The organism is Gammaproteobacteria bacterium (genome assembly GCA_016716465.1).
In the GTDB taxonomy this organism is placed as follows: domain Bacteria; phylum Pseudomonadota; class Gammaproteobacteria; order SZUA-140; family SZUA-140; genus JADJWH01.
In genome coordinates this window covers 607,762-633,593 of the sequence record JADJWH010000001.1, presented here as the reverse complement: position 1 = coordinate 633,593, position 25,832 = coordinate 607,762, and the positions used below count along the sequence as shown (strand labels likewise).

Annotated in this window: 22 protein-coding genes and 2 tRNA genes; 5 read left to right on the top strand and 19 right to left on the bottom strand. The window is 62.3% G+C overall.

Features of this window, described 5'->3' with window-relative positions:
- The first annotated feature begins 112 nt into the window (after positions 1-112).
- Positions 113-838, top strand: coding sequence for a cytochrome c biogenesis protein CcdA (locus IPM20_02950; protein ID MBK9130590.1), 726 nt, complete (start codon positions 113-115; stop codon positions 836-838).
- Between the two features lie 22 nt (positions 839-860).
- Here the strand turns inward: IPM20_02950 and IPM20_02945 are convergent, their stop codons facing one another.
- Both IPM20_02945 and IPM20_02940 read right to left on the bottom strand, forming a co-directional pair.
- Complete coding sequence (locus tag IPM20_02945; GenBank protein ID MBK9130589.1) at positions 861-1,850, bottom strand: 2-hydroxyacid dehydrogenase; 990 nt, start codon at positions 1,848-1,850, stop codon at positions 861-863.
- Positions 1,851-1,898: 48 nt separating this feature from the next.
- Positions 1,899-2,576 carry a hypothetical protein gene (locus tag IPM20_02940; protein MBK9130588.1) on the bottom strand — a complete coding sequence of 226 codons (678 nt, stop codon included), beginning with the start codon at positions 2,574-2,576 and terminating at the stop codon, positions 1,899-1,901.
- Positions 2,577-2,855: 279 nt separating this feature from the next.
- Here IPM20_02940 and IPM20_02935 point away from each other — a divergent pair, with 279 nt between their 5' ends.
- Positions 2,856-3,434 (top strand): cytochrome c family protein, encoded by a 579-nt coding sequence (locus IPM20_02935; protein MBK9130587.1) that lies wholly within the window; start codon positions 2,856-2,858, stop codon positions 3,432-3,434.
- 89 nt (positions 3,435-3,523) lie between these two features.
- Positions 3,524-5,086 carry a GGDEF domain-containing protein gene (locus IPM20_02930; GenBank protein MBK9130586.1) on the top strand — a complete coding sequence of 521 codons (1,563 nt, stop codon included), beginning with the start codon at positions 3,524-3,526 and terminating at the stop codon, positions 5,084-5,086.
- Here IPM20_02930 and IPM20_02925 read toward each other — a convergent pair.
- From IPM20_02925 to IPM20_02915, 3 genes are all read right to left on the bottom strand, one after another.
- The gene (locus IPM20_02925) at positions 5,074-7,284 is read right to left on the bottom strand and encodes an MtrB/PioB family decaheme-associated outer membrane protein (GenBank protein MBK9130585.1); all 2,211 of its coding nucleotides are present in this window, start codon (positions 7,282-7,284) and stop codon (positions 5,074-5,076) included. The two genes, IPM20_02930 and IPM20_02925, sit on opposite strands and share 13 nt — an antisense overlap.
- 92 nt (positions 7,285-7,376) lie before the next feature.
- Positions 7,377-8,342 carry a DmsE family decaheme c-type cytochrome gene (locus IPM20_02920; GenBank protein ID MBK9130584.1) on the bottom strand — a complete coding sequence of 322 codons (966 nt, stop codon included), beginning with the start codon at positions 8,340-8,342 and terminating at the stop codon, positions 7,377-7,379.
- Positions 8,343-8,578: 236 nt separating this feature from the next.
- Positions 8,579-10,120 (bottom strand): GGDEF domain-containing protein, encoded by a 1,542-nt coding sequence (locus tag IPM20_02915; GenBank protein MBK9130583.1) that lies wholly within the window; start codon positions 10,118-10,120, stop codon positions 8,579-8,581.
- A 507-nt stretch (positions 10,121-10,627) separates the two neighbouring features.
- Here IPM20_02915 and IPM20_02910 point away from each other — a divergent pair.
- Entirely contained in the window at positions 10,628-12,034 is a 1,407-nt protein-coding gene (locus tag IPM20_02910) for an aminotransferase class V-fold PLP-dependent enzyme (protein MBK9130582.1), read from the top strand.
- A 604-nt stretch (positions 12,035-12,638) separates the two neighbouring features.
- On the opposite strand, the gene IPM20_02905 is transcribed toward IPM20_02910, so the two are convergent.
- From IPM20_02905 to uvrB, 11 genes are all read right to left on the bottom strand, one after another.
- A tRNA-Pro gene (locus IPM20_02905) sits at positions 12,639-12,715 on the bottom strand.
- Positions 12,716-12,772: 57 nt separating this feature from the next.
- Complete coding sequence (locus IPM20_02900; GenBank protein ID MBK9130581.1) at positions 12,773-13,129, bottom strand: MerR family transcriptional regulator; 357 nt, start codon at positions 13,127-13,129, stop codon at positions 12,773-12,775.
- Positions 13,107-13,409, bottom strand: a complete 303-nt coding sequence (locus IPM20_02895) for an integration host factor subunit alpha (GenBank protein ID MBK9130580.1) — start codon at positions 13,407-13,409, stop codon at positions 13,107-13,109. Before IPM20_02895 ends, IPM20_02900 begins: the two co-directional genes overlap by 23 nt.
- Before the next feature lie 2 nt (positions 13,410-13,411).
- Entirely contained in the window at positions 13,412-15,826 is a 2,415-nt protein-coding gene (pheT, locus tag IPM20_02890) for a phenylalanine--tRNA ligase subunit beta (GenBank protein MBK9130579.1), read from the bottom strand.
- 2 nt (positions 15,827-15,828) lie between these two features.
- The gene (gene pheS, locus IPM20_02885; GenBank protein ID MBK9130578.1) at positions 15,829-16,845 is read right to left on the bottom strand and encodes a phenylalanine--tRNA ligase subunit alpha; all 1,017 of its coding nucleotides are present in this window, start codon (positions 16,843-16,845) and stop codon (positions 15,829-15,831) included.
- 182 nt (positions 16,846-17,027) lie between these two features.
- Positions 17,028-17,387: a 50S ribosomal protein L20 gene (gene rplT, locus IPM20_02880; GenBank protein MBK9130577.1), complete on the bottom strand. Its 360-nt coding sequence runs from the start codon at positions 17,385-17,387 to the stop codon at positions 17,028-17,030.
- Between the two features lie 16 nt (positions 17,388-17,403).
- Positions 17,404-17,601 carry a 50S ribosomal protein L35 gene (gene rpmI, locus IPM20_02875; protein MBK9130576.1) on the bottom strand — a complete coding sequence of 66 codons (198 nt, stop codon included), beginning with the start codon at positions 17,599-17,601 and terminating at the stop codon, positions 17,404-17,406.
- 48 nt (positions 17,602-17,649) lie between these two features.
- Positions 17,650-18,192, bottom strand: coding sequence for a translation initiation factor IF-3 (gene infC / locus IPM20_02870; protein ID MBK9130575.1), 543 nt, complete (start codon positions 18,190-18,192; stop codon positions 17,650-17,652).
- 16 nt (positions 18,193-18,208) lie between these two features.
- Complete coding sequence (thrS, locus tag IPM20_02865; GenBank protein MBK9130574.1) at positions 18,209-20,134, bottom strand: threonine--tRNA ligase; 1,926 nt, start codon at positions 20,132-20,134, stop codon at positions 18,209-18,211.
- 79 nt (positions 20,135-20,213) lie between these two features.
- Positions 20,214-20,290, bottom strand: a tRNA-Val gene (locus IPM20_02860).
- Between the two features lie 82 nt (positions 20,291-20,372).
- The gene (gene uvrB, locus IPM20_02855) at positions 20,373-22,385 is read right to left on the bottom strand and encodes an excinuclease ABC subunit UvrB (protein ID MBK9130573.1); all 2,013 of its coding nucleotides are present in this window, start codon (positions 22,383-22,385) and stop codon (positions 20,373-20,375) included.
- Between the two features lie 74 nt (positions 22,386-22,459).
- Between uvrB and IPM20_02850 the strand changes: the two genes are divergently transcribed.
- Positions 22,460-23,641 carry a pyridoxal phosphate-dependent aminotransferase gene (locus IPM20_02850; GenBank protein ID MBK9130572.1) on the top strand — a complete coding sequence of 394 codons (1,182 nt, stop codon included), beginning with the start codon at positions 22,460-22,462 and terminating at the stop codon, positions 23,639-23,641.
- Positions 23,642-23,653: 12 nt separating this feature from the next.
- On the opposite strand, the gene IPM20_02845 is transcribed toward IPM20_02850, so the two are convergent.
- The 3 genes from IPM20_02845 to IPM20_02835 all read right to left on the bottom strand — a co-directional run bounded on the left by IPM20_02845 (position 23,654) and on the right by IPM20_02835 (position 25,829).
- Entirely contained in the window at positions 23,654-23,863 is a 210-nt protein-coding gene (locus tag IPM20_02845; GenBank protein MBK9130571.1) for a hypothetical protein, read from the bottom strand.
- A gap of 274 nt (positions 23,864-24,137) precedes the next feature.
- On the bottom strand, positions 24,138-24,809 hold the full coding sequence (locus tag IPM20_02840; GenBank protein ID MBK9130570.1) for a hypothetical protein: 672 nt from the start codon (positions 24,807-24,809) through the stop codon (positions 24,138-24,140).
- A 114-nt stretch (positions 24,810-24,923) separates the two neighbouring features.
- The gene (locus IPM20_02835; GenBank protein ID MBK9130569.1) at positions 24,924-25,829 is read right to left on the bottom strand and encodes a cell envelope integrity protein TolA; all 906 of its coding nucleotides are present in this window, start codon (positions 25,827-25,829) and stop codon (positions 24,924-24,926) included.
- Positions 25,830-25,832 lie beyond the last annotated feature (3 nt).

The following is a 25,832-nucleotide window of genomic DNA, read 5'->3' as shown; positions in this document are numbered from 1 at the left end:
AAAATCCAAGCACGGCGGTTCATGGGCGCGCAGGGAGGAAACACCGGCTGGCCCCGGGCGGATGACCGCCTTAGAATAAAAAGCCCACGAAATCAGCTCTTATCGATCCGACATGGATGCAGACAACGTCACCGCCCCGCTCGCCTTTGTTGCCGGGATGCTCTCGTTCCTGTCTCCGTGCGTGCTGCCGCTGGTGCCGGTCTACATAAGCTATCTGTCCGGCAATGCCGCGGGCGAGACCGTCCTGAATCGCAGCCATGTCTTCATGCACGCCGTCTGTTTCGTGGCAGGCTTCACGGCGATTTTCATGCTGCTGTTCGGTCTGCCGGCGACCTATCTGGGCGAAGCGCTCAATCAGTACAGCGATACCATCGCCCGGATCGGCGGCCTCCTGGTGATCGTGTTCGGTCTGCATACCATTGGACTGATCACCATCCCCGCGTTGAACATGACCAAGCGGCTGGAGCTCGCGCATGGCGCCAGTCCGGGCTATGTTCGCTCCGCCCTGATCGGAATCGCCTTCGCCGCCGGATGGACGCCCTGCATCGGCCCGCTGCTGGGAGCGGTGATCAGCATGACGTTCACCCAGCCCGCTGCCGGCGTGTTTTTCACCTTCGTCTATGCCATGGGGCTGGCGCTGCCATTTCTGCTGACCGCCCTGCTCATCACGCACGCCACCGGTCTCATCCGGCGGCTGAACAGGCATGCGCGCATCGTGCAACGCGTGAGCGGGATCTTCCTCGTGGTGGTCGGACTCCTGCTCGCCACCGGACAGTTCACCACGATGAATTCAGTCTTCATCCGGCTGACGCCGGAATGGCTGACGGAGCGGCTGTAAGCGATCGCACACGGTGTCCATATCAGAGCCGGGACTGGTCCGCCGACCCGATCAGATTGCGTGGACTGCCGGAGAGACAGGCGTGAATATTCCGACCGACCTCATCCAGCATGCGCTGCCTGGCCTCACGACTGGCCCAGGCGATATGGGGCGTCACGAGCAGCCGCGGGATGGGGCGCGCGAGCAGCGGGTTCTCTGCCACCGGCGGCTCGACACCGAGTACGTCGATACCGGCGCCGGCGATAATCCCGCGCGACAAGGCATCGGCGAGCGCGCCCTCGTCCACGATACCGCCACGCGCCGTATTGATCAGGATCGCGCCGGCCTTCATCAGGCCCAGCTCGCGCGCGCCGATCAGATTGCGGGTCTGCGGCGTCAGCGGGCAATGCAGACTGACGACATCGGCGCTGCGCAGGAGGTCATCCAGCGGCATGCGCCCCGCCGCCACCGGCGTCCCCGGCCGCGCTGCGATCATGACCGTCATGCCGAAGGCCTCCGCCAGGCGCGCGACCGAGCGTCCCAGCTCACCATAACCGACAATTCCCATGACCTTTCCGTCCAGCTCCGCGATGGGATAGTCGAGCAGACAGAACTGCGCGCTCTTCTGCCAGCGCCCGGCCCTGACGGCGTCATGGTATTCGGGGAGGCGCGTAACCAGCGCGAGCAACAGCGCAAACACATGCTGCGATACGGACGCGGTGGCATAACCGCGTACATTGCACACCGGGATCCCCAGTTGCGCGGCAGCTTTCAGATCGACGTTGTTCGTCCCCGTCGCGGCCACGCAGATGAGCCGAAGCCTGCGTGCCTGCGTCATTGCGCCGCTGTCCAGCACCACCTTGTTGGTGACGACGACGTCCGCGTCGCGGATCCTGTCCGCGACCTGCGCCGCCGGCGTAGTGTCGTAGAAATTCCATTCGGGCAGCGCGTCCGTCAGAGGTGACAGATCGACATCGTCGCCGCCGATCGAACCACGATCGAGAAACACACCCATGACGCAGCCATGACTCATACCCATTGCCCCCTGCGTGATCCGGCACTCGCCGCCGCGGCGGCGGGCTCAATATTCCCGGCTGAAAGTCAGCGCGAACCCGTCACCACCGCTGCCGCGATAGACCGCCAGGTCGATGAACCCCCCGGGGTCGACCTCCAGGGCCACGCCAGCGAAGGCCTGCGCCCGGCCTTGTTCCTCGAAGGATGCCGTCGAATCGACGGTGCCGCTCATCCGTTGATCCAGATCGAGGGCCCTCAGGCGCGACCCGGCAAAAATCGATGCCCTGCCCGCGGCGCGCCACCTGAGACTCACCGCGACTTCCGATTCCAGCCAGTCCTGCTCCACCTTCTGCCCCGCGGTTCCATCCTCTGCACTCTGATAGCTCAGACCCAGCCAATAGTTGATCCCGATCCGCGTGCCCGCGAATGCGGTCCCGCCCGGACTGACGCCCAGGAAGTTACCCGACAGCTGTATCCCGTCCGTAACCGCCTGCCCGGTGACGTCTACCGCGACGATGCCACCCTCAAGGCCCAGCTTCAGATACGGGTTTACTCGCTCGGAAAGTCGGATTCCGATGCGATCCACCTGCATATCGAGATCGCTGTCAGCGTTCGTGATGCCCATATCGTCGCGGCTGACATACAGGCCGGCGCCGTAACCGCGGAGGTCCATTTCCGCTGCCGCGGGGACCGCGGCGACACCCAGACAGCCACCCAGGATCAACACAGGCGGTCGCGCTCGCAACAGATTTCTCCTGATCATCGCCCTGGCGACCATTAAGCATGACCTCGCACCGGGTCAGTCGCGCACATCTCAAACCTTTCGCACCGAATGCCTACATCATAGCCTGAACGAGTCGGCACCATACCCGTTTCACACACTTATAGCATTGATTTACCGGATCTAAACCCGGATTCAGGCCCGCGCGAATTCCTCAAGTATTAAGGCCCAGAAAACGATAACTACTGCACCGGGGCAGGGTTTCGGGGGGAATCGCCTTTCCGGGTGACGCAGGGAGGATAAGTGACTGTAAGATTTGGGTTATTTCTTGTGATGCTGCTGGCCGTGCCCGCTCATGCCGATACCGTGGTCTCGGCGTCTCCCCCGGTCTATGTGGGATACGAGGGGTGCGCCATGTGTCATCGCGACCAATACGCGGACTGGCAGAAGAGCAAACATGCCAAGGCCTTCGAACTGCTGAAACCCGGGCAGCGCGTCGCCGCCAAGAAAAAGGCGGAACTCGATCCGGACAAGGACTACACGACGTCGATCAAATGCCTGAAGTGCCACACCACCGGCTACCGGGAAACGGGGGGATACGTCAACCTTGATGAAACCCCCACCCGCGCCGGCATCGGTTGCGAGATGTGCCACGGGCCGGGGAGCGAATACCGCAAGATTCACAAACAAAAGCACACGGGCTTTACCCATGAGGAGGTAGGCGCCGCCGGCCAACTGTACGGCTCGCTGGACGCCAAGGTATGCGGCCGCTGCCATGAACACGAGGACACGCCGATGCAGCCGTCCGTGGACGAGAAATACAAATTCGATCGGGATGAACGCCTGAAGATCACGCGTGCCTTCCACAAACACTACAAGTAAGGCGCGCCGACCTAACCTCAGGGCAACCCGCGCCGCGTTGCCGGACAGCGAAGACCGCAAGGAAAAACGCATCAAATGCCCACAGCACGATGATCAAAACAAATAAAATCAGCACGAAGATCATCCTCGCGATCAGCGTGATCTGGCTGCCTTTCGTCATTGTCGGCGTCTGGTATGACATGGAGCAGGCGAAGAAGCTCGCCTTGAACGAGGTGCTGCGCTGGGGGACCTCGTCCGGCGAAACCGTCCGCATCGCCCTGAATACGCTCATGCGCGAAGGGAAGATGGACGCCCGCTTCAATCTCTTCAACGATCTGTCCAACGAGATCTCCGAGCTCGATTCGATCCGGGTCATCCGCAGCCCCAGGGTCAATGAGATATTCCGACGCGTGCGGCAGGAAAACGACATCCCGCGTGAACGGGAGAATCTCCGGGTTTACCGCGAGCAGATCACGGAGCTTCTGGATCGGCTCGACAGTGCCAGCGATCCCGATGAGCGGGAAGACATCATCAATGACATCACCGATATCAGCTACGAGATCAATCACTCGGAAGAGCAGATCCTGAAGTTCGACAAGGTAATCCCGATCGACCCGCGCGAGGCCGCCCAGGATGAGATCGACCACCAGGTGCTGCAAACCGGCAAGACGGCATACGTGGTCGAAAATGACCGCATGCGCATCGTCGCCCCGTACAAGGTCAGAAAGAACGGTTGTTCAGAGGCCTCCGGGTGTCACTTCTACGCCAAGGAGGGCGACGTGCTCGGCGCCGTGAACATGGTGTTCTCTATCGAACGCATCAATCAGGAGGTGCTGCGCAACACAATAGCCTCGATACTCCTCAAGGTTCTCGCGAGCGTGGTGATATTCGGCCTGGTCTATGCGGCCATCAACCTGATCGTCATCAGGAACCTCGACAGGCTGACCCAGGTCATGCGCAAAATCACCTCGGGCGACCTCAGCGCGCACATGACGCTGAAACGCAGAAAATCCGATCACGGCCAGAACGGTGAATCCGCCGCCACGGCCCCGGACGAGCTGGATTACCTGATCGACGGTTTCACCACCATGGCGGAGAAGCTCAAGAACGACCAGGATGAACTGGAAAAACTCGCCGCCTATGACAGCCTGACCGGGCTGTTCAACCGCAGGAAGTTCACCTCATCGCTGCAGGAGGAGATCGCGCGCTACCGCCACGAGACGCATGCGCTGTCCCTCCTTATCATTGACCTGGACCACTTCAAGAACATCAATGATACCTACGGCCATCAGGTTGGAGACGAGGCCCTGCGTTCGATCAGCCGGGTGGTCAACTCGCACATCAGACGCGGCGACATCTCGGCCCGATACGGCGGCGAGGAAATCGCGGTCATCCTGCCGCGCACCAGCAGGGAGGAAGCTATGGCCATGGCAGAACGGATCCGCAGGGCCATCGAGGAACACGGTATCGAGTACGAATCCGGGAAGACCCTCTACATCACGGCGAGCATCGGGCTCGCCACGCTCGATTCGCAAACCGCCACGGACAACGAACTGATCTGGGCCGCGGATGCCGCGCTCTACGCCGCCAAGCGGGACGGGAGAAACCGTGTTTGCGGATCAGACATCGATGGCGGATATCCGAACGGGAGGCTTGCCGGTCACCAGCTATAAATCATGCTCGCCCTGAGCAGATACGCCCGATAGTCCTCCTGTGGCCCGCTCAAGAGCAGGACATCGTTCAGGGCACTGCCCCCGGCCTCCACATTGTCGAGCGCCCAGTCCAGCGAACGGTACCATTCGTACATCACTCCGGCCCCGAGCGCGACCGAATCACTGAGCCTGTAGACGGCGCTGACATCAACGGTATGACGCTCGCTCCCGTCCGACGGCATGTCTTCGTAGACCAAGGCGCTCCCGGCCGTGAAACGGATGCGGCTCTCGCTCTTGCTGTAGGCATAGCCAAGTGTGATATCCAGCGTCTCATACAAGAGTGTGAATCCGCCCCGAATCCCCAGAGTGGTTATCGTATCGTCGAAGTCCGCGATCCAGTTCAGGGAAGAATCAATCGCGCTGGATATCGTTGCATTGAATTCACGCCCGGTCTGGGAAGAACTGATCAACTCCCTGGTCAAATACGTCGAGAGAGACCATCCCTCTTCTGATGAGTAGCCGGCATCGAGCGTCATCGCAAGGCTGTCATCCTCCGTGATGCCAAGGTAGGTGTCGTCAAAAAGTACGTTGTCACGATATCTTTCCCGACTGTCGACCACATCCAGCCCGAGATCGAAATTCTCGAATGGGTTGTAGGAAATAGATGCGAACGCGCGGTTTCTTTCACGGCTTGCGATATCGAACTGGCGAATATCCGGGTGATTGTCAAAGCAGGTATCCACCGCAGTGCTTCCGCCCGTATCGGGATCCGGATCCACCAATACGACGGAGGGACAACCGGACACATCATCGAGCCGGGTACTATACGAGAGAAAGGCATCGTAATTCTCGGCATCCTTCTGTGAATGCAGGTAGCCGACCCGGCCGGATAACGCATCTCCCAGGCCCTTGCTGAGATTGACCTTCAGCGTATCCTCCTTCGTGTCATGAACGGCTCGATATCCGTCATAATCGACTGCCTCATTGCGGTAATCAGTCTTCAGATTGACCCCCGAGACGAAGCGGTAACTGGCCCCCAGTTCCAGCGAGGAGCGCGAGAAATCGTACGGTCGGCTGTATATATCCTCGGTCGACGACTGCGCCACGGTGTCGTTCATCACCCGGTCGAACAGGGTATATGGCGTCTTGTTATCGGTCTCGTACAGGCGATAGCGGGCATTGACACCCAAGCTGGTGACTGGCCTCCAGGCCATATCGAGAACGAGATGCACTATGTCTATTCGCGCTTCGGCGCTGGAACGCGGCAGGCTTTCGCCGTCCTCAAGGAGAGAAGCAGTTCCATTGATATCATCTGTCGAATAGGGCAGCAGCGTCTCGTCCTGTCTCATTTGCCCTATTTCTGCCGTCACCGACAGCCTGGCTCCCCCGGGGAGATCCATCCCGCCGCTGAGATTCACTCGCTGGTAGGTATTGTCGGGCGGGAGACCCATGCGCGCCACGGATGGATAGTCCAGCGCGGCCGGCGCCGACTTCAGGAACGGAACATCCCAGGTCAGGGAGGAATTTTCATTGTGGAATATCGATAGAAAATATCCCAATTCGATCTGCTTGCCGTCATGGGCATATTCCAGGCCTGCCGAAAACTCATCGGTACGGTAATCAACCGGCTGCGGCAGGATGGACGCATCGACCTGGCCCGGATTCTGGGCCGTGATCCCCGCCAGGGACTGGACCCCGTTCTTGTCTTCCCGCTTGACTGACAGCTTCGCGCGCCAGCCGCCGCTGAAATCCCGACTCGCCCGGAACAGATTCAGCGTTCGATCCGTTCGCAGGTCGAGAGTTTTCAGGCTCTCTTCGAGCCCCCCCATGGCGGCGGTCGTCGCGGCGGGAACAAATGCGTCGGGCAACGTGAGCCGCGCACTACCCGCGCCATCAAAGGGCGTACGGTCATCGCGCGATATCAGATGCGGGATCTCGTCATGGCGATACTGCAGGGAGTAGACTCCATACTGCCCCGCCGACAGATCCAGCCGCCTGGAATCGAGGCCGAGATCAATTGCATGGAAACGGAAATATTCGCTACCACGCTCGACGCTGCCTTCCGCATTCGCGACCGGATATGCATCGTCATCTTCCAGGCCGGTATATTCACCGAATCTGCTGTTGGCATGATCGACATTGACAGTCGCCGCGCCGAATTCGGCATTGCCATGGATATCGACCGGATCGTCCGCCGTGGCGCCCGGGGCATACAGCATTGAGGGACCGCAGCAACACAGAACCAAAACGGGAGCCGTGTCCCGGAAATGCCGCGCACGTGCGCGCGTACACCAGGGCTGAACGGGCGTGCTCAACGCTGGAACCTCGCCCCGGCCGGGTGATTTGAACCGTGAATCCTGGAATGGCAATTGGTGCAGGCCTTGCCACGTAACTGACGCACATTGGGATTATCGAGATCCTCACCGTTATACAAGGTGCCCACATGCTGCCGCACTGAATGGCATTCCTGACACAGATAGGGTAGCCGCTTTTTCAGCAGACGCGGGTTGTTGGAACCGTGCGGATCATGGCAATTGGCGCAATTCTCCCGCACGGGCGGATGCTCGAAAATATTCGGGCCGCGTTTTTCAGCATGACACTGATAGCAGGTTTCATTGACCGAACCCGTCCTGAGCAGCGCAGGCCCGGGACCGCCGTGGGGGTTGTGGCAATTCATGCAGGTGACCTTGCCCTCGCGTAGCGGCATATGCGCCGTGCGCTGCAGTTTCGCGCGTTGTGATTTATGACAGTCGAGACAGATCTCCATCGTAGGCACCGGCGACTCACCGTGGATTTTGTGGCAGGAGGTGCAGGTCACCCCCGACATCTCATGCGTACTTCCCCTCCAGTGCAGGCGCTCGGCTTGCTCGTGACAACCGAGACAGGCCTGGCTTGATTCAATCGCGACGGCGGAATCCTTGAACGAGCGGATATGGAGCGGCCCCTGGGAATCGAGTTCTCCGACCACCTGGATGTGCCTGGAACCCGGGCCATGACAGGCCTCGCAGCCGTGGGACTCGCGCGCATCCCGGGGATTGAGGGTGAAGATCTTGCCGTGCCGCCCCGCAAGATAGCTGCGTTCCTGACCCTTGTGGCAGGCCCGACATTCATCCCCGCCGATAAAGATCGCATCCCCCGCCACCTCGGCGTGGGCCCAGCCGCAGACAAAGGTGGCCAATAGCAGCAACCAAGGGCTGACCCGGCTGCGGCGCCGGAATCGCCATACGCCCCGGAAAGTCCCAGTCCGACCCGGCGGACACCTGTTTGCTCGATCCATGGCCCCTGGAGTTGCGGTAAAAGTCCCGGCCTTTTACAGCAAAAAACCGGCCAAAACACACGACGCTTTCGGCACGGACACTTATGTCGGGGAAAATCTGAAATAAATGTCTATATGAAACAATTAGCTATGAAATCATTCCGAGCATTCAGAACACTCAGGCACAGGAGAGACGGGAGCGGGAATATTGCCGGGCAGAAAGCGTGGCCGCGCCGCCATACCGGCACAGCGGATGATCAGGCGGGTTCCTGCGGGAAAAAGACCACCTGGTTGCGACCACGGCGCTTGGCGGCATAGAGGGCATGATCGGCGGCCTTGAGCACCTCCTCCACACTGGAGAACTGCTGTTCCTCGCCATGTGTCGCGGCGCCGATCGACGCCGTCACCGAAATATCCCGCCCGTCGATCAGATGATGTTTTTCGCGGAAGGCCGCCAGCAGACGCTCGGAGGTCATCTCGGCTCCCTCTCGTCCCGTGCCCGGGAGGATGACGACGAATTCCTCGCCACCGTAGCGCGCAATGATATCGCTGCCCCGGGTGTTATCGGCGAGTATCCTGGCGGTGCTTTTCAGGATCTCGTCGCCGACGAGATGACCGTAGTTATCGTTGACCTGCTTGAAATCGTCGAGATCGATGAACATCACGGTGAACGGCCAGTCATGCTGGCCGGCCATGCCGATCTCCTCGTGGAGGGCATGGTTCAGATAGGCCCGGTTGTAAAGACCGGTCAGCACGTCGCGCCGGTTCTCCTCCTCCAGTTTCCGGGTACGATCCTCGAGGAGTTCCGCGGTCCTGGCCAGGGTCGTCGAACGTTGCATCACGTTGATATGACGCAACAGAATCAGTTCGCGCGCCTCGTTGAGCAAGGACTCCAGACAGGCCTGGTCATCGATCCTGATGTCGAACAGGTGTGCGATGTCCTTCATCACCTCGGCGGAGGCCGCCAGGGCATCGACGAACACCTCCTGCGCCATCCCCAGCCCTTCCTCTGCGCGTCGAATCACCGCGCTGATCGCCTCCTTGCCACCGTTTCCGCATAACAGATCGGCCATGTCGCTGGCGAGCGCCGCCACGTCAATCTGCTGCCTGAGCGGCGCATACCGCACGTATGCCGCCTCCGGTTCATGGCTGGACGCGACGATGATCTGAAGCCTTTCCGGAAAATTCCAGCGCTTCAACAACCAGGCGCCGACCTCGGCATGATCCATGCCCAGGGCCGAATGTTCATGCCCGATCACGCCGGCGTGTACGGAACGTATGTCGCACTGCTGATACAACTCCGGCATCGATTTGTCGAGCGCGAGCATTCCGATGTCCTGCAGCAACCCGCACAGGAACAGGTCTTCCTTGTTCCGCACCTCGATGCGCTCACCGAGCACCTGGGCGCAGGTGGCCGCCGCGAGGGAACGGCGCCAGAAATGGTCGTAATCGAAACGGTGGCCGACTTTCCCCTTCAAGCCGTTCACCACCGAGAAACTGAGCGCGAGGGTGATGGTCCCTTCCACGCCGAACAGGGTGATGGCCTGGCGGAGGTTTTCCGTCTTGCGATGGCGGGCGTAGAGCGGTGAGTTCGCCATCCGGAGCAGCTTTGCCGTCAGCGCCGGATCGAGGCTGATCACCTTGGCGACGTCGCCGAGCGTCACGTCCGGGTCCTGACCCAGTTCCAGGATACGCACCGCGATGCCAACCGGACTGGGCAGATCGGTGCATCGCCCCAGTCGCGTCAGCAGGACCTCCCGGCTTGCGGGGAGGTGCGCGTTGCTTGATGAAATCGGCACTTTCGTTCCCTACACTGAATCGTGCTCACCACGCCGGAAATGCCACAGGATACGATTCGCCCGGCACAAAGCTACTGTATCGGCGCCGCATAACAACATAATAAATATATGAAATATATAACTATTCAAAAGCGGACGGGGTCACAAACCCCACCCCGTAATGATTTGCCCGCAGGTCACCGAGCCCTCTCCAGACAGTGATGGCACCCATAATGATCGGTCAGCGGCGGGAAACCCTGAGCACGCAGCACTACCGAAAACCCCGCCAGTATCCCGAAACTGACCACCACGGAACCCTCTTCGGAGCATGCCAAACCTGTCGGAAGAACGCCTTTCTGTATCGATTTTTCCGCTCACATGGTTTAAATTCAGTCTAAACCGATTGCGACACCCGGAGTTCGTGCGAAAACTGCCTCCTATCCGACATCCTCACTGATCAGGACCCGTCACCCGGCGATGACCATGCAAGGCGCCCAAGCTCTACACCCGGAAGATTCCGCCTTCAGGATGTTTCTCGAGCGCCACCCCTCATACCGGGGCACCTGCGCGCTGGACGAACTCAGGGCGCGCGACTTCAACCGGTTCGACGCCCAGGCCCAGACGTACCTCGATTACACCGGCGCCTGCCCCTATCCCGCCAGTCTTATCGATCAGCATCGGGAAATACTGCTGCGCGGTACCTTCGGCAACCCTCATTCGGCGCATGCCGCCGCAAGCGCGTCAACCATAATGCACCAACGTGCGCGCGACGACGTGCTGCGGTTTTTCAATGCCGACCCGGACGAGTACCGGGTCATCTTCACCGCGAACGCAAGCGGCGCCCTGAGACTGATCGGTGAGGGCTATCCGTTCGACGAGGATGCGGAATTCCTCCTCACCGCGGACAATCACAATTCCGTGAACGGGATCCGCGAACACGCCATACGTCGCGGCGCGACGGTAAGGTATATCCCCAGCGCGCCCGGCAGCCTGCGAGTGGAGGACATCTCCGCCCATCTCGCCGCTTCCGGCGCAAGCGGAAACAGGTTGCTGGCCTATCCGGCGCAATCGAACTTCTCGGGCGCGCAGCACCCCCTGGAATGGATTGCCATCGCGCAGGATGCCGGATACGAGGTACTGCTGGATGCCGCCGCCTTCGTACCGACCAACCGGCTGGATCTGACACGTGTCCGGCCCGATTTCGTCGTCTTGTCTTTCTACAAGATGTTTGGCTACCCCACCGGCATCGGAGCGCTGATCGCGCGCGGCGCCGCGCTGCGCAGGCTCATGCGTCCATGCTTCAGCGGAGGCACGGTAAAAATCGTGTCGACGCTGCTCCAGTCCCACGCACTGCGTGACGACGAGGCCGCCTTCGAGGACGGCACGGTGAACTACCTGGGCTTCCCCGCCGTCAGCGCCGGGCTCGATTTCCTCTCCACGCTCGGGATCGAAACCATACACCGCCGGGTCGCCATCCTGACCAGCCACCTGCTGGAACAGCTGCGGGGCCTGCGTCATTCCTCCGGCCGAGCGGCAATCGAACTCTACGGCGACCCGGATACCGCGTCGCGGGGCGGCATCGTCGCGTTCAATGTGCGCGATCCGGAAGGCGTTTACCTCGATTACGAAGCGGTAGAGAACCTCGCCGCCGGCGTCGGCATCGCACTCCGTTCCGGCTGCTTCTGTAATCCCGGCGCCGGAGAGGCCGCGCTGTCACACTCCCCGACCCTCATCGCGGAATGCCTGCGGCTGTCCGGGCAGACACTGGATCTTGCCCGTTACCGCACCTGCGTGAGCAGCTCGGGAAAATCGATGGGAGCGGTGCGCGCCTCCCTGGGGATGGCGAGCAACTTCTCCGATGTCCACCGCCTCCTCGAATTTCTCGATACCCTGCTCGACCGCTCGGCCGCGGAACTCGACGCGAAGTCCGCATAAAATTCATTCAGGGAAATACCCGCTACATCCCGGACTGCTGTACCAGGCCCGGTTGATGTTATATATTAGCGCGGTAGTCAGGAATTATCGGAGAGGGAGCCCGTCGCTTCCGGGAACGGTACTACCGGATTACATGAAATAAATTAGATTTGAGTTTTAACTAATTGTTTATTATTAAAACATCTAGGGGAGTATCATGAACGCACCGTTCTTAATGTTCGCCGCGACCGGAGGCATCCTGATTCTGTCTTTCATCATCACCGGCGCCCTGTAAGGAATCCCGCCCGTAATCAATCAACGGTCCCGTCACGCACGGCGGGCCACGCAGGATCCGAGACTCTCGGATCCTGATCAGTACTGCAGTCTCCAGCCACGGGCGGCCATTGGCCGCCCGTCTTCAATCCTTTTCCGTTCCAGCCACCCGCAAAGCCTGAAAACCCGGGTGCCCCGCGCTCCCGGGTGCGAGAGATGCCGGTGAATCGGTCTGGGCGAGAGGGTGAACCGTGACCGTTCGCCCTCGCGGGCGAACGCAGCGCGGTGAACGCCCGCAGGGCCGGGAATCCGAACGCCCCGCTCGCGGCCGTTGCTGATGAACTGCGTGAATTGGTCGGGGCGAGAGGATTTGAACCTCCGACCACTACCACCCCAAGGTAGTGCGCTACCAGGCTGCGCTACGCCCCGAATGAAAAATGATTTGCTCTGAAATTTACAGGTGACTGCAGGGCCCGCGCGACGGACTCAGGTCTTCATCACCTTCAGGAGGTCCTCGAGTTCCTGTCGTATCTGACGGACTACCTGCCGGCTCCGACTGGTGTCCGTCCGGGTCTCCTTGCCGGACAACTGCTGCCGCGCACCGCCGATCGTGAAGCCCTGCTGATACAGCAGCTCGCGTATCTGGCGCACGATCATTACATCCTGGCGCTGGTAATAACGGCGGTTACCCGCGCGCTTGACCGGCGCCAGCTGGGGAAACTCCTGCTCCCAGTACCGCAACACGTGCGGCTTCACGCCGCACAGGTCGCTGACCTCTCCGATGGTGAAATACCGCTTGCCGGGAATCGGCGGGAGTTCGTTATTGCCGCTGGGTTCCAGCATGGGCTTCGACTCTTGCTTTTAATTTTTGCCCGGGATGAAACGACACGACGCGGCGCGCGGTAATCGGTATCTCTTCCCCGGTCTTTGGGTTGCGCCCCGGGCGCTGGTTCTTTTTTCTCAGATTGAAATTGCCAAACCCGGAGAGCTTGACCTGTTGCCCCGCTTCGAGCGCCGCACGCACTTCCTCGAAGAACATCTCCACCAGGTCCTTGGCTTCCCGCTTGTTGAGTCCGAATTCCTCGAACAGCCGCTCCGCCATATCAGCCTTTGTCAGCGCCATAATTATTCTCTCAATGTTGCCTGAAGTTTGATATGCAGTTGCTTGAGCACGCCTTCAATCAAGGCGTCGACTTCGACATCGGTAAGAGTGCGCGAAAAATCCTGCAAGGTCAAGCCCAGCGCAATACTTTTCTTCCCTGAATCAACACCTTTGCCGCGATAGATATCAAACAGGTGCAAAGCCTGCAACAGGCCGCCCGCCGCATCGCGTACACACGCCTCGACTTCGGCCGCGGTGACACCCTCCGCGACGATGATGGCGAGATCACGCCGCACCGAGGGGAATCTCGAAAGCTCGATGAAGGCCGGAAGCTTCGGTGGTTCGATGGCCTCCAGATTCAACTCAAAAACCAACACCGCCTGGCCGAAACCCAGGGTGTCCGCCGTCTGCGGGTGCAGGGCGCCCACCCAGCCGATTTCCCGGGAACCGCCATCGACAATTCGTGCCGACTGCCCAGGATGCAGCGCCGGGTGTGTCGCCACCTCGAAAACAAAGCCATGCCCTCTGCCAAGGTCTCCGAGCATCGCCTCCACATCCGCCTTGACGTCGTAAAAATCCACCCCGCGTCCCGGCAGGCCCCACTGCTCGGGATCGGCGGGGCCGATGGCGATTCCCGCGAAGATGCCCTCTTCCCTGATACCTTCGAGAGACGTCCCCGTCCCGCCGTCGCGGCGCAGGGCACCGGTGTATCTGCGGCCATACTCGAACAGCCGGACCCGTGTCTGCTGGCGCTTCAGATTGTGGAGCGCGGCCTGGATCAGGCCGGGCCACAGGCTGGTGCGCATGACGGCAATATCGGCGGCCAGCGGGTTAGCCAGCGCGAGGGCCTCATGCGCGGGATCGAGCAGGCGCTGGACACCGGCATCGACGAAGCTGTAGGTAATGACCTCCTGGTAACCGCGGTCGGCGAGCAGGTGACGCCCGCGCCGCACGCGTTCCAGGTGCACATCGTGCGGGCGGATCTCCAGGCGAGAGTTGGGGCGATGCGAAGGCAGACGTTCATAGCCGTGAACGCGCGCGAGTTCTTCGATGAGATCGGCCTCGATCGCAATATCGAAGCGGAACGACGGCGGTGTCACCCGCCAGGTGTCCTCGCTGTCGGCCTCCACCTGCATGCCGAGCCGGGTCAGGATTTCCTCCACGCCTGCGGCGGGGATCCGGTAACCCAGCAGGCGCTCCAGCCGCGCGGCGCGCAGCGTGATCGGCAACCTGCGCGGGAGGAAGGATGCCTCCGCCGCCTCCACCACCGGCCCCGCTTCGCCGCCGGCGATGTCAAGGATCATGCGCGTGGCGCGCTCCATCGCTCCCGCCTGCAGTTCGGGGTCGACGCCGCGCTCGAAGCGATGCGAGGACTCGGTATGCAGGCCAAGGCGACGCGCCCGGCCGGTGATCGCCGCCGGGGCGAAGAAGGCGCACTCCAGCAGGATCGAGGCCGTCTCCGCCCCGACGGCGCTCTGCTCACCGCCGATGATCCCCGCCAGCGCGAGCACCTGCCGCTGGTCCGCGATCACCAGCATGTCGTCTTCCAGGGTCAGGGTCTGGCCATCGAGCGCAGTGAAGGATTCGCCGTGCTCCGCCTGGCGCACCCGCAGGCCGCCCTCGATGCGCGCGAGGTCGAAGGCGTGCATCGGCTGTCCCAGTTCGAGCAGCAGGTAATTCGTGACGTCCACCACCGGCCCCAGGCTGCGCAACCCGCTGCGACGCAATCTTTCGCGCAACCAGAGCGGCGTTTCGGCCGCGGGATCGATGCCGCGGATTATCCGCCCCAGATAACGCGGGCAGGCCTCCGGCGCGGCAAGTTCGATCTCCGGTGCAGCGTCGATCGCGGCCGGGACCGCCACGGGGCCTGTCGCCGTCATGTCGATGCGGTTCAGGGCCGCGATCTCGCGCGCGACTCCGGCCACGCCGAGACAGTCGCTGCGATTGGGCGTCAGCGATAGCTCAATCGACACATCGTCCAGCGCGAGCAACGCACGCACGTCCATCCCCGGTGTCGCATCGTCGGGCAGCGGCAACAACCCTTCCGAGGTCTCCGCCAGGCCAAGTTCCCTGGCCGAACACAACATGCCGGAGGACTCGACCCCGCGCAGCTTGGCGCGCGAGATCGCGAGCCCTCCCGGCAGTTGCGCGCCGACCAGTGCCGCCGGCACGCACATACCCGGCGCGACATTGGCCGCGCCGCACACGATGGTCAGCGGCGCATCGGCGCCGACATCGACGCGGCAGACGCGCAGGCGGTCGGCCTGCGGATGCGGTTCCACGCTCTCGACCCGCCCCACCACCACGCCGGTGAATTCGGCCGCCACGGCCTCGACGGCCTCGACTTCGAGTCCGGCCATGGTCAGTTGCGCCACCAGCGCCGCGGTATCAAGCGGCGGATCGACCCATTCGCGCAGCCAATGTTCGCTGAATTTCATGGTCAGTTGAACTGCTTCAAAAATCTCAGATCGTTCTCGAAAAACAGACGCAGGTCGTTCACACCGTACCTCAACATGGCCATGCGCTCGACGCCCAGGCCGAAGGCAAAACCGGTGTAGCGCTCGCTGTCGACGCCGACATTGGCAAACACGCGGGGATGGATCATGCCGCATCCCATGATCTCGATCCAGCCGGTCTGCTTGCAGACGCGGCAACCGCCACCGCCGCAGATCACGCAGGCGATGTCGACCTCCGCAGACGGCTCGGTGAACGGGAAATAGGACGGCCGGAAGCGCACCGCCACATCGCGCTCGAAGAACGCGCGCAGGAAATCGGTCAGCGTTCCCCTGAGATCCGCGAAACTGATGTTCTCGTCGACCAGGAAACCTTCCACCTGGTGGAACATCGGCGTGTGCGTCACGTCGGAATCGCAGCGATAGACGCGCCCCGGCGCGATGACGCGCAGGGGCGGCGTACGCTCCTGCATCACGCGCACCTGGACCGGCGAGGTATGCGTCCTGAGCAGGGTGCGCGCGTCGAAATAGAAGGTATCGTGCATCGCCCGCGCGGGGTGATTCGCGGGGATGTTGAGCGCCTCGAAATTATGGAAATCGTCCTCGATCTCGGGACCGCGCGCGACCTCGTAACCGGCCTGGGCAAACAGCGCCTCGATGCGATCCAGCGTCAGCGCCACCGGGTGCAGGCCGCCGCCCGCCCGCCCGCGCCCCGGCAGCGTGACATCGATGGCCTCGCGCGCGAGCCGAGCGTTCAGTACCGCGCTTTCAAGGGCGCGCATTCGCGCCTCGATCACCTGTTGCAGGACCTGCTTCGCCTGGTTGACGGCCTGGCCCGCGCGCGGACGCTCCTCGTCGGACAGCGACTTCAGGCCCTTGAGAAACTCCGTGATGCGGCCGCTCTTGCCGAGATACTGCACGCGCACCTGATCCAGCGCCTTCAGATCGGCCGCCTCCGCGATCTGGCCCTGCGCCTGCGCGACTATGCCTTCCAGCTCGTGCACCCTGTCCTGCCCCTGCCGAATGTATCGTTGACCCGTCCCGGGCCCGGGAGACCGGGGCCAACCCCGGCGGCTCGCCGCCCCACTGTACCCAATCCCTCCAAAACAAAAAAGGAAAGGCGCTACCTTTCCTTTTCTGCGTACCGGAAGGACGGAGCGCCCTTGCCCGGCCCTGGGTGATTGCGTCAGGCGGAAAGACCCGCCTTGGCCTTCTCCGCCAGCGCGCCGAAGGCGGCCTTGTCGGACACCGCCAGATCGGCCAGCACCTTGCGGTCGATCATGACGGCCGCCTTTTTCAGGCCGTCGATCATGCGGCTGTACGACAGCCCGAATTCGCGTGCGGCCGCATTGATGCGGATGATCCACAGTCCGCGAAATTCACGCTTGCGCACGCGGCGGTCGCGATAGGCGTACTGTCCGGCCTTGACCACGGCCTGGTTGGCGGCACGGAAGACGTTCTTGCGGCGCCCGCGGAACCCCTTGGCCTTCGCCAGCACCTTCTTGTGATTGGCGCGGGCGGTGACTCCTCGTTTTACTCTTGGCATGACGTGTCCCTTTTTCTCAACTGTATGGGAGCATGCGCTTCAGCTCGGGCGTATCGGACATGGTGACCAGGGCGGGCGCGCGCAAATGACGTTTGCGCTGGCTGCTCTTCTTGGTCAGGATATGCCGGCGATGGCTCTGCTTGTGCTTGAAGCGTCCGGAAGCGGTGCGCGCGAATCGTTTGGCGGCGCCGCTGTGTGTCTTTAGCTTTGGCATGTTCGATCCTTAAATTGTCTACCCATCAAACCAGGCCGGATCTGCGACTCAACCGACCTGCTGTTTCTTCTTGTTGCTGCTTCCCGGCGCCAGCACCATGATCATCTGCCGCCCTTCCAGCTTGGGAAACTGCTCCACCGTCGCATAGTCCTCCAGGTCCTTCTTGATGCGATCGAGCAGCTTCATGCCCAGACTCTGGTGCATCATCTCGCGTCCGCGGAACCGGAGCGTCACCTTTGCCTTGTCACCGCTTTCAAGGAAGCGCATCAGGTTACGCAGCTTCACCTGATAATCGCCTTCTTCCGTACCCGGCCGGAACTTGACTTCCTTGACCTGAATCTGTTTCTGCTTCTTCCTGGCCGCGTGGCGCTTCTTGCTTTCCTCGAAGAGGTACTTGCCGTAATCCATCACCCGGCACACGGGGGGATCCGCGTTCGGCGATACCTCCACCAGATCAAGATCGGCCTCTTCCGCCTGCCGGTTCGCGTCCGCCAGGGACACCACGCCTACCTGCTCGCCATCAGCACCGATCAGGCGCACCTTCGGCGCGGTGATCGCATCATTCAGGCGTAATTCTTTATCAGCGGCTATAACCCATTCCTCCGCGCTAATCCTGTAAAACAACACGGCCGCGGCGGGCGCTCTCGGAGGTCAAGCGATCCGCGCAGGCCTGCAACGACAGACTGCCCAGATCCTTGCCGTCCCGCGCACGCACGGCCACGGTCTCTTCACTCATCTCGCGGTCGCCCACGACCAGCAGATAAGGTACGCGTTGTAGCGTATGCTCGCGGATTTTAAAGCCTATTTTCTCATTTCTCAAGTCCGTCACGACCCGGAGACCGGCTTTTCGCAGAAAGTCCGCCGCCCGGACCGCATATTCCCCCTGCCGGTCGGTGATATTCAGGACCGCCGCCTGCACCGGGGCCAGCCACAGGGGCAGGGAACCCGCGTGCTCCTCGATCAGGATGGCGATGAAACGCTCCAGCGACCCCAGAATGGCCCGATGCAGCATGACCGGGACCTGTTTGCTGCCGTCCTCGGCGATATAGCTGGCCCCCAGGCGCCCCGGCATGGAGAAATCGACCTGGATCGTGCCGCACTGCCAGACCCGGCCGATGCAGTCCTTCAGCGAAAACTCGATCTTGGGCCCGTAAAAGGCCCCCTCGCCGGGCTGCAGATCCCATTCCAGGCCACGGTGATTCAGCGCCTGCTCCAGGGCATGCTCCGCCTTGTCCCAGACGGCGTCGTCACCGACCCGGTTCGCCGGCCGCGTCGAGAGTTTGACAATCACGTGCTCGAACCCGAAATCGGCATAGGCGCCGAACAGCATATCCATGAAGGCCGAGACCTCGACCTGGATCTGATCCTCGGTGCAGAAAATATGGGCGTCGTCCTGGACGAAATTGCGCACCCGCATCAGGCCGTGCAGGGTCCCCGAGGGCTCGTTGCGATGGCAGGAGCCGAACTCCGCCAGCCGCAGCGGAAGGTCGCGGTAGCTCTTGAGTCCCTGGTTGAAGATCTGCACGTGGCAGGGACAGTTCATCGGCTTGATGGCGTAATCGCGGTTCTCCACATGGGTGGTGAACATGCCGCTGCCGAACTTGTCCCAGTGCCCGGACTTTTCCCACAGGGAACGGTCAACCACCTGCGGCGTGCGCACTTCCTGATAGCCGTGCTCGCGCAGCAGGCCGCGAATGTATTCCTCGACCGTGCGATAGATGGTCCAGCCGCGGTCATGCCAGAACACCATGCCCGGGGCCTCTTCCTGTTGATGGAACAGCCCGAGCTGCTTGCCGATGCGGCGATGATCGCGCTTCTCGGCCTCTTCCAGCCGGTGGAGATAATCCGTCAGATCCTTCTTGCTCGCCCAGGCGGTGCCGTAGATGCGCTGCAGCATCTCGTTGCGGGAATCGCCGCGCCAGTAGGCGCCCGCCACCTTGGTCAGCTTGAAGGCCTTGATGCGGCCGGTGCTGGGCACGTGGGGGCCGCGGCACAGGTCGATGAACTCGGCCTGCCGGTACAGCGAGATCTCCTCGCCGGCCGGGATGTCCTCGATGATGCGGGCCTTGTATTCCTCGCCCATGTCGCGGAAGAAACCGATCGCCTGCTCGCGCTTCATCACCGACCGGGCCACCGGGACATCCTGTGCGGTGATCTCCGCCATCTTCTGTTCGATCGCCGCCAGATCCTCCGGCGTGAAGCTGCGATCGAAGGCGAAATCGTAGTAGAAACCGTCTTCGATGACCGGACCGATGGTCACCTGCGCCTGCGGAAACAGCGCCTTCACGGCCTGCGCCAGCAGATGGGCGCAGGAATGCCGGATGATATCGAGTCCCTCGGCATCGCGCTCCGTCACGATGGCGAGATCGACGTCGCCCTCGATCAGGTGGGAGGTATCGACCAGGTGCCCGTCGACGCGGCCGGCGAGCGCCGCCTTGGCCAGGCCCGGACCAATGGACGCGGCCACCTCGGCCACGCTGACCGGGCGGTCGTAGCTGCGCTGGCTCTTGTCTGGAAGAGTGACTGTCGGCATCGCACTGAAGGAACGACCCCGCCGGACACTGCCGGCGGGGAATAAAAAAAGCACTGTAGTCACAGTGCTTGCAACCGTCTGGTAGGCGCGATTGGATTTGAACCAACGACCCCCACCATGTCAAGGTGGTGCTCTAACCAACTGAGCTACGCGCCTAAAGCGCCTAAGATACTCGATCGCCCCGGCGGCCGCAACAGAAACCGTAGGCGGCGCGGCCCCGTCCGCTCAGTCGGCCCGCTCACTCAACCAGGCCCAGATTCGCCGCCTGGATGCTGCGGATCTGGTCCCGGATCCTGGCCGCGGCCTCGAACTCCAGGTCGCGCGCGTGGCGGTGCATCTCCTTTTCGAGCTGCGCGATCTTCTTGCGCAGCTGTTCCGGCGGCATATGGCCGTACTCGACCACCGACTCGGCAACCCGGGCGTAGTCGCGCGGGCTCAGCGCCACTTCGGGCGCCTCCCCCTCGATGATATTCACCACCGCCTTGCGAATGCCCTGCGGGGTGATACCGTGGGCGGCGTTGTACTCGACCTGCTTCTGGCGCCGGCGCTCCGTCTCGTCGAGGGCGCGCCGCATCGAGCCGGTCACCGTGTCGGCGTACATGATCACCCGACCATTGATGTTGCGCGCGGCGCGGCCGATGGTCTGGATCAGCGAACGGTCGGAACGCAGGAAACCCTCCTTGTCGGCATCGAGTATCGCCACCAGCGAGACTTCCGGGAGGTCGAGCCCCTCGCGCAACAGGTTGATCCCGACCAGAACATCGAAGGCGCCGAGCCGGAGATCGCGGATGATCTCCACGCGCTCCACGGTGTCGACATCGGAATGCAGGTAGCGCACCTTCACCTCGTGCTCCGCCAGATATTCGGTCAGGTTCTCCGCCATACGCTTGGTCAGCGTCGTCACCAGCACGCGTTCACTGCGTTCGACACGCAGCCGGATCTCGGACAACAGATCGTCGACCTGGGTCAGCACCGGCCGTACCTCGACCTGCGGGTCGACCAGTCCGGTCGGACGAATGACCTGTTCGATCACCGCGTCGGCGTGACTGTTCTCATAGGGACCCGGGGTCGCCGAGACGAAGATCGTCTGCGGCGCCAGCCCCTCGAATTCTTCGAAACTCAGCGGCCGGTTGTCGAGCGCCGAGGGCAGCCGGAAGCCATATTCCACCAGGTTCAGCTTGCGCGCGCGGTCGCCGCGATACATGCCGCCGAGCTGGGGAACCGTGACATGGCTCTCGTCGATGACCAGCAGGGCCTCCGGCGGCAGATAGTCGAACAGCGTCGGCGGCGGTTCCCCCGCCGCGCGGCCGGACAGGTAGCGCGAGTAGTTCTCGATGCCGGAGCAATAGCCGAGCTCCTGCATCATTTCGATGTCGAAGCGCGTGCGCTGCTCCAGTCGCTGCGCCTCGACCAGCTTGTTGGCCGCGTACAGCTCCTCCAGGCGCGTGCGCAGATCCTCCCGGATCTGATCGATCGCCTGCATCAGGATCTCGTGCGGCGTCACGTAATGCGTCTTGGGATACACGGTCAGGCGCGGGGCGCGGCGCAGGATCTCGCCGGTGAGCGGATCGAAATAGCTGAGCGACTCGATCTCGTCGTCGAACAGCTCCACCCGCACCGCCTCACGTTCCGATTCGGCCGGGAAGATATCGATCACGTCGCCGCGCACGCGGTAGGTGCCGCGCTGCAGCTCGACGTCATTGCGGGTGTACTGCATGTTCGCGAGATGACGCAGGATACGGCGCTGGTCGGTCGGTTCGCCGCGCACCAGGTGCAGCACCATCTTCAGGTAGGACTGCGGATCGCCCAGACCGTAGATGCAGGACACCGAGGCGACGATGATCGTATCGCGGCGCTCGAACAGGGCCTTGGTCGCGGACAGCCGCATCTGCTCGATCTGTTCATTGATCGAGGAGTCCTTTTCAATGTAGGTGTCCGTGGTGGGGACGTAGGCCTCGGGCTGGTAGTAGTCGTAATACGAGACGAAATATTCGACGGCGTTGCCGGGAAAGAATTCGCGCATCTCGCTGTAGAGCTGCGCGGCGAGCGTCTTGTTCGGCGCCAGCACCAGGGTCGGGCGCTGCACCCGATCAATCACGTTGGCGATGGTGTAGGTCTTGCCCGATCCGGTCACCCCCAGCAGGGTCTGCCGCGCCAGTCCGTCGACCAGCCCCCGTACCAGTTCCTCGATGGCGCGCGGCTGGTCTCCGGCCGGGGGAAAATCTGCCTGCAATTGGAATTTTCTGTCCATCATGGCGCTTTGCGGGAATCTCGCCAAGTATATTACACTTAGCACCTCGAATTATTCCGGGGATTCAGACACACGTGGAACTTTCGCAGCGGGTACAGCGCATCAAGCCATCACCGACCCTGGCGGTCACCGCGCGCGCGGCACAGCTGCGCGCGGAAGGCAAGGACATCATCGGTTTCGGCGCCGGCGAGCCGGACTTCGACACTCCCGAACACATCAAGCAGGCCGGAATCGAGGCGATTCGCGCGGGCTTCACCCGTTACACCCCCGTGGCGGGCATTCCCAAGCTGCGCCAGGCGGTGGCGGACAAATTTCTGCGCGACAACGGCCTCAAATACAAACCGGGCCAGGTGCTGGTCTCGGTCGGCGGCAAACAGAGCTTCTACAATCTGGTTCAGGCCCTCCTCAATCCGGGCGACGAAGTCATCATCCCCGCGCCCTACTGGGTCTCCTATCCGGACATGGTGCTGCTCGCGGACGGCGTCCCCGTCTTCATCGAGAGCGGCATCGACCAGGGATTCAAGATCACGCCCGCGCAGCTCGAACAGGCCATCACCCGACGCACGCGTCTGGTGGTCATCAACAGCCCCTCGAATCCGACCGGCGCGACCTACTCGCGCGCGGAACTCGTCGCGCTGGGCGCGGTGCTGCGGCGCCATCCTCACGTGATCGTGGCGAGCGACGACATCTACGAACATATCCGTCTGGACGACGGCGAACCCTTCTGCAACATCCTGATGGCCTGCCCCGAGTTGCACGAGCGCGGCATCGTGCTGAACGGCGTCTCCAAGAGCTATTCGATGACCGGCTGGCGCATCGGCTACGCGGCGGGACCGCTCGACCTGATCCAGGCCATGGAGAACATCCAGTCCCAGAGCACCTCCAACCCCACCTCGATCTCGCAGGTGGCCGCGGAGGCCGCGCTGAATGGCGATCAATCCTTCATCGAGGACATGAACCGCGCCTTTCGCGCGCGCCATGACTATGTGGTGAACGCGCTGAACGCGATACGCGGCGTGCGCTGCCTGCCGTCGCGCGGGGCCTTCTACGCCTTTCCGCTGATGCAGGAAGTGATCGAACGGATGAATCTGAAAGACGATCTGGAGCTGGGGGAATTTCTCATCAATGAGGCGGGGGTGGCGCTGGTGCCCGGCTCGGCGTTCGGCGCCCCGGGATACATGCGGCTGTCCTTCGCTACCGGGATGGACAATCTCAAAAAAGGCCTGCAGCGCATCAGCTCGGCGCTGGACGCCTGAGGATCCTCGCGCTCAGCGCCGCCAGGCCGCGGTCAGTTTCTGGCAGTCCGCGCGCCACTCGCAATCGCACTTGCGGCACAGGAAGCGGTCTTCGCTCAGAAAGCAGCTCTTGCGACCCTCGGCCTTCTGAATCGCCTGGATCAGAATCCGCTTCGAGCCCTGCAGGACCATTTCGTTCAAACCGAGGTCTCGACCCCGGGTCTTGATCTGTTCCAGTTCCATTGTTACCCCCATTGAGGTGCTCCATCCCTTGATGCGATAACGAAGTCGCCGCCACCTTAGACACAGTTCATGTCACAGGCGTGACAGATCCACTCATTATTCGACTCCGGGCACCACAACTTTAGAAACTTTCGCTATCCAGGCCGGCCGAATCCGCAGTATGTGTAAGGACTTGGCGGTGTATAACGGCGTCACTATCCCGCGCCGATGATTCGATGCGATAAGAAGGCAAATATCGTGCCTCAGTAGGACCGGCCATACGGCCGGCAGGCGTCTAGGCTGTCGAGGTCTTGGGGTAATAGTAGTCGAAGCAGACCCGGCACAATCCGTGGCTGGTCTTCGCTGGCTGCCGCTCCACCCACGCCGGGATCCAGTCCCAGTGTTCGGGCGCTCCGTTGCGGCGGAACCGGCGACAATGGCTGCACTGGCAGAACAATCCGCTGTCGTCCCGATACCCCTCTTCTTGCGGCGCCTGCACCGCGATACCGGCTTCATGCGGGCGCTCGACCAGCAGGGAATTGATGACCAGATATCCCTTGAAGCCGTCCAGCGTGTAGATATGCATCGCGAATCGGCGGTAGAGTTCCGGACTGGAGCAATCGTACTCGTGGCACAGCGGCGCGGAGACCCGCGGATCCCGGACATTGGCCAGGGCATACAGATAGCGGTAATACGGCTGCAATTCCCCCGGTACCGCATCCATGATGATGCGGCCGAGCGACGATCCGGCGGCGTCGGCCAGTGCCTCCCCGCCGTTCTCGGCGGCGAAGCGGAACCATTCCGCGTTCGCATAGGCAAGGCTGAAATCCGCCCACACGCCGTACACCGTGCCCGGATTGTCGTCCAGCGCCTGGCGATCGAAGCGCTCCAGCAACGGAGCGAAGGCGGACGCGCACTGCGCCTTGTACGTGGCGGGCGCCGCCGCCCCCGGTCCCCTGGTCATCATGCCTTGGCTCCATCGACAGCGGGTGAACTGCGTGATATCCCGCCCATTTAACCATACTCTTTATATGGAGAAAATCCCTGCCCGGGCCCGGCCGGCTAGATTGCACCGCGGGCATCACGATTGGGTGTAGATCCGGCCTGCGCCGGGGTCGGGGGGATCGAAACTCATCTCCAGCCGCTGAAAACTTTCGAACAGCGCCGGGTCCGCGGGCAGCGGCAACGGCGAGGCGTCGCGCACCGCCGCCGTCATTGAGGCATCGAACTCCGGATCTCCGCTGCCCCTGAGCACGTCCACCTGCAACACCTCGCCGGTGGACATCAGGGTGATCTGCAGGGTGCACTTCAGCCCGGACCAGTGCGTCGGCCGCATCCAGAGGTCCAGCACACGCGTCTGTATCATCGCCCTGTGGCGCTCGATCAGGCGCTGGCGCGCGTGTTCCACCTCCGGGTCGAGCGGCTTGCGCGGGATCGCCCGGCGCTCCGCCTCGAGGCGCGCGCGCTCGCCGCGCAAGCGGGCGTGGCGCGCATGATCGATCGGCAATGCGATCCCGATCACATCGGCTGCCAGCCGTCCGGGGTCGGCCAACGCAAACCGCACCGTCTCCCGCCCCAGCGCCCCGGCCGGATAGGAAAAACTGACGCGCGTCCCTTCGAGGATCTCGATCATCGCTTCGCTGAGCCCGGCATCCGCCGGATCGCTGAGCCGGAACGTCAGTTTCCGGTAGGGTGCATCCGCCGCCCACGCGCCGGAATCGATCAAATGCGGCGCATGGTCATCGATGCTGAACAACACCGGCGTCGCGGTGCCGGGCTGTTCCGGTTCCGGGAGATAGGCATTGAGATACAGGGCGGCCTCGAACGCGCCGTTCGCGTCGCGATAAATCATCAGGCTGTTGCCACGCACATCCTGTGTCCGGACCCCGTCGGCGCCGCCGTCCACGTCGGACGCGGACTCCCATGACGCCGCCGCGGGCCCGCAACAGCACAGCAGCAGAAATCCGGTCAGGAAACTTCGGGTCATGGA

Excerpts from the sequence above, each read along its gene's own strand:
- IPM20_02925 (MBK9130585.1), bottom strand. The coding sequence starts at position 7,284 with ATGCTGTATGCCCCGGGCGCCACGGCGGACGATCCGGTCGATATCCAT.
- thrS (MBK9130574.1), bottom strand. The coding sequence starts at position 20,134 with ATGCCGACAGTCACTCTTCCAGACAAGAGCCAGCGCAGCTACGACCGC.
- pheT (MBK9130579.1), bottom strand. The coding sequence starts at position 15,826 with ATGAAATTCAGCGAACATTGGCTGCGCGAATGGGTCGATCCGCCGCTT.
- IPM20_02845 (MBK9130571.1), bottom strand. The coding sequence starts at position 23,863 with ATGGAACTGGAACAGATCAAGACCCGGGGTCGAGACCTCGGTTTGAAC.
- IPM20_02835 (MBK9130569.1), bottom strand. The coding sequence starts at position 25,829 with ATGACCCGAAGTTTCCTGACCGGATTTCTGCTGCTGTGCTGTTGCGGG.
- rpmI (MBK9130576.1), bottom strand. The coding sequence starts at position 17,601 with ATGCCAAAGCTAAAGACACACAGCGGCGCCGCCAAACGATTCGCGCGC.
- IPM20_02900 (MBK9130581.1), bottom strand. The coding sequence starts at position 13,129 with ATGCTGGAACCCAGCGGCAATAACGAACTCCCGCCGATTCCCGGCAAG.
- IPM20_02930 (MBK9130586.1), top strand. The coding sequence starts at position 3,524 with ATGATCAAAACAAATAAAATCAGCACGAAGATCATCCTCGCGATCAGC.
- IPM20_02910 (MBK9130582.1), top strand. The coding sequence starts at position 10,628 with ATGTTTCTCGAGCGCCACCCCTCATACCGGGGCACCTGCGCGCTGGAC.
- IPM20_02895 (MBK9130580.1), bottom strand. The coding sequence starts at position 13,409 with ATGGCGCTGACAAAGGCTGATATGGCGGAGCGGCTGTTCGAGGAATTC.
- IPM20_02945 (MBK9130589.1), bottom strand. The coding sequence starts at position 1,850 with ATGAGTCATGGCTGCGTCATGGGTGTGTTTCTCGATCGTGGTTCGATC.
- IPM20_02950 (MBK9130590.1), top strand. The coding sequence starts at position 113 with ATGGATGCAGACAACGTCACCGCCCCGCTCGCCTTTGTTGCCGGGATG.
- rplT (MBK9130577.1), bottom strand. The coding sequence starts at position 17,387 with ATGCCAAGAGTAAAACGAGGAGTCACCGCCCGCGCCAATCACAAGAAG.
- IPM20_02920 (MBK9130584.1), bottom strand. The coding sequence starts at position 8,342 with ATGGATCGAGCAAACAGGTGTCCGCCGGGTCGGACTGGGACTTTCCGG.
- IPM20_02840 (MBK9130570.1), bottom strand. The coding sequence starts at position 24,809 with ATGATGACCAGGGGACCGGGGGCGGCGGCGCCCGCCACGTACAAGGCG.
- uvrB (MBK9130573.1), bottom strand. The coding sequence starts at position 22,385 with ATGGACAGAAAATTCCAATTGCAGGCAGATTTTCCCCCGGCCGGAGAC.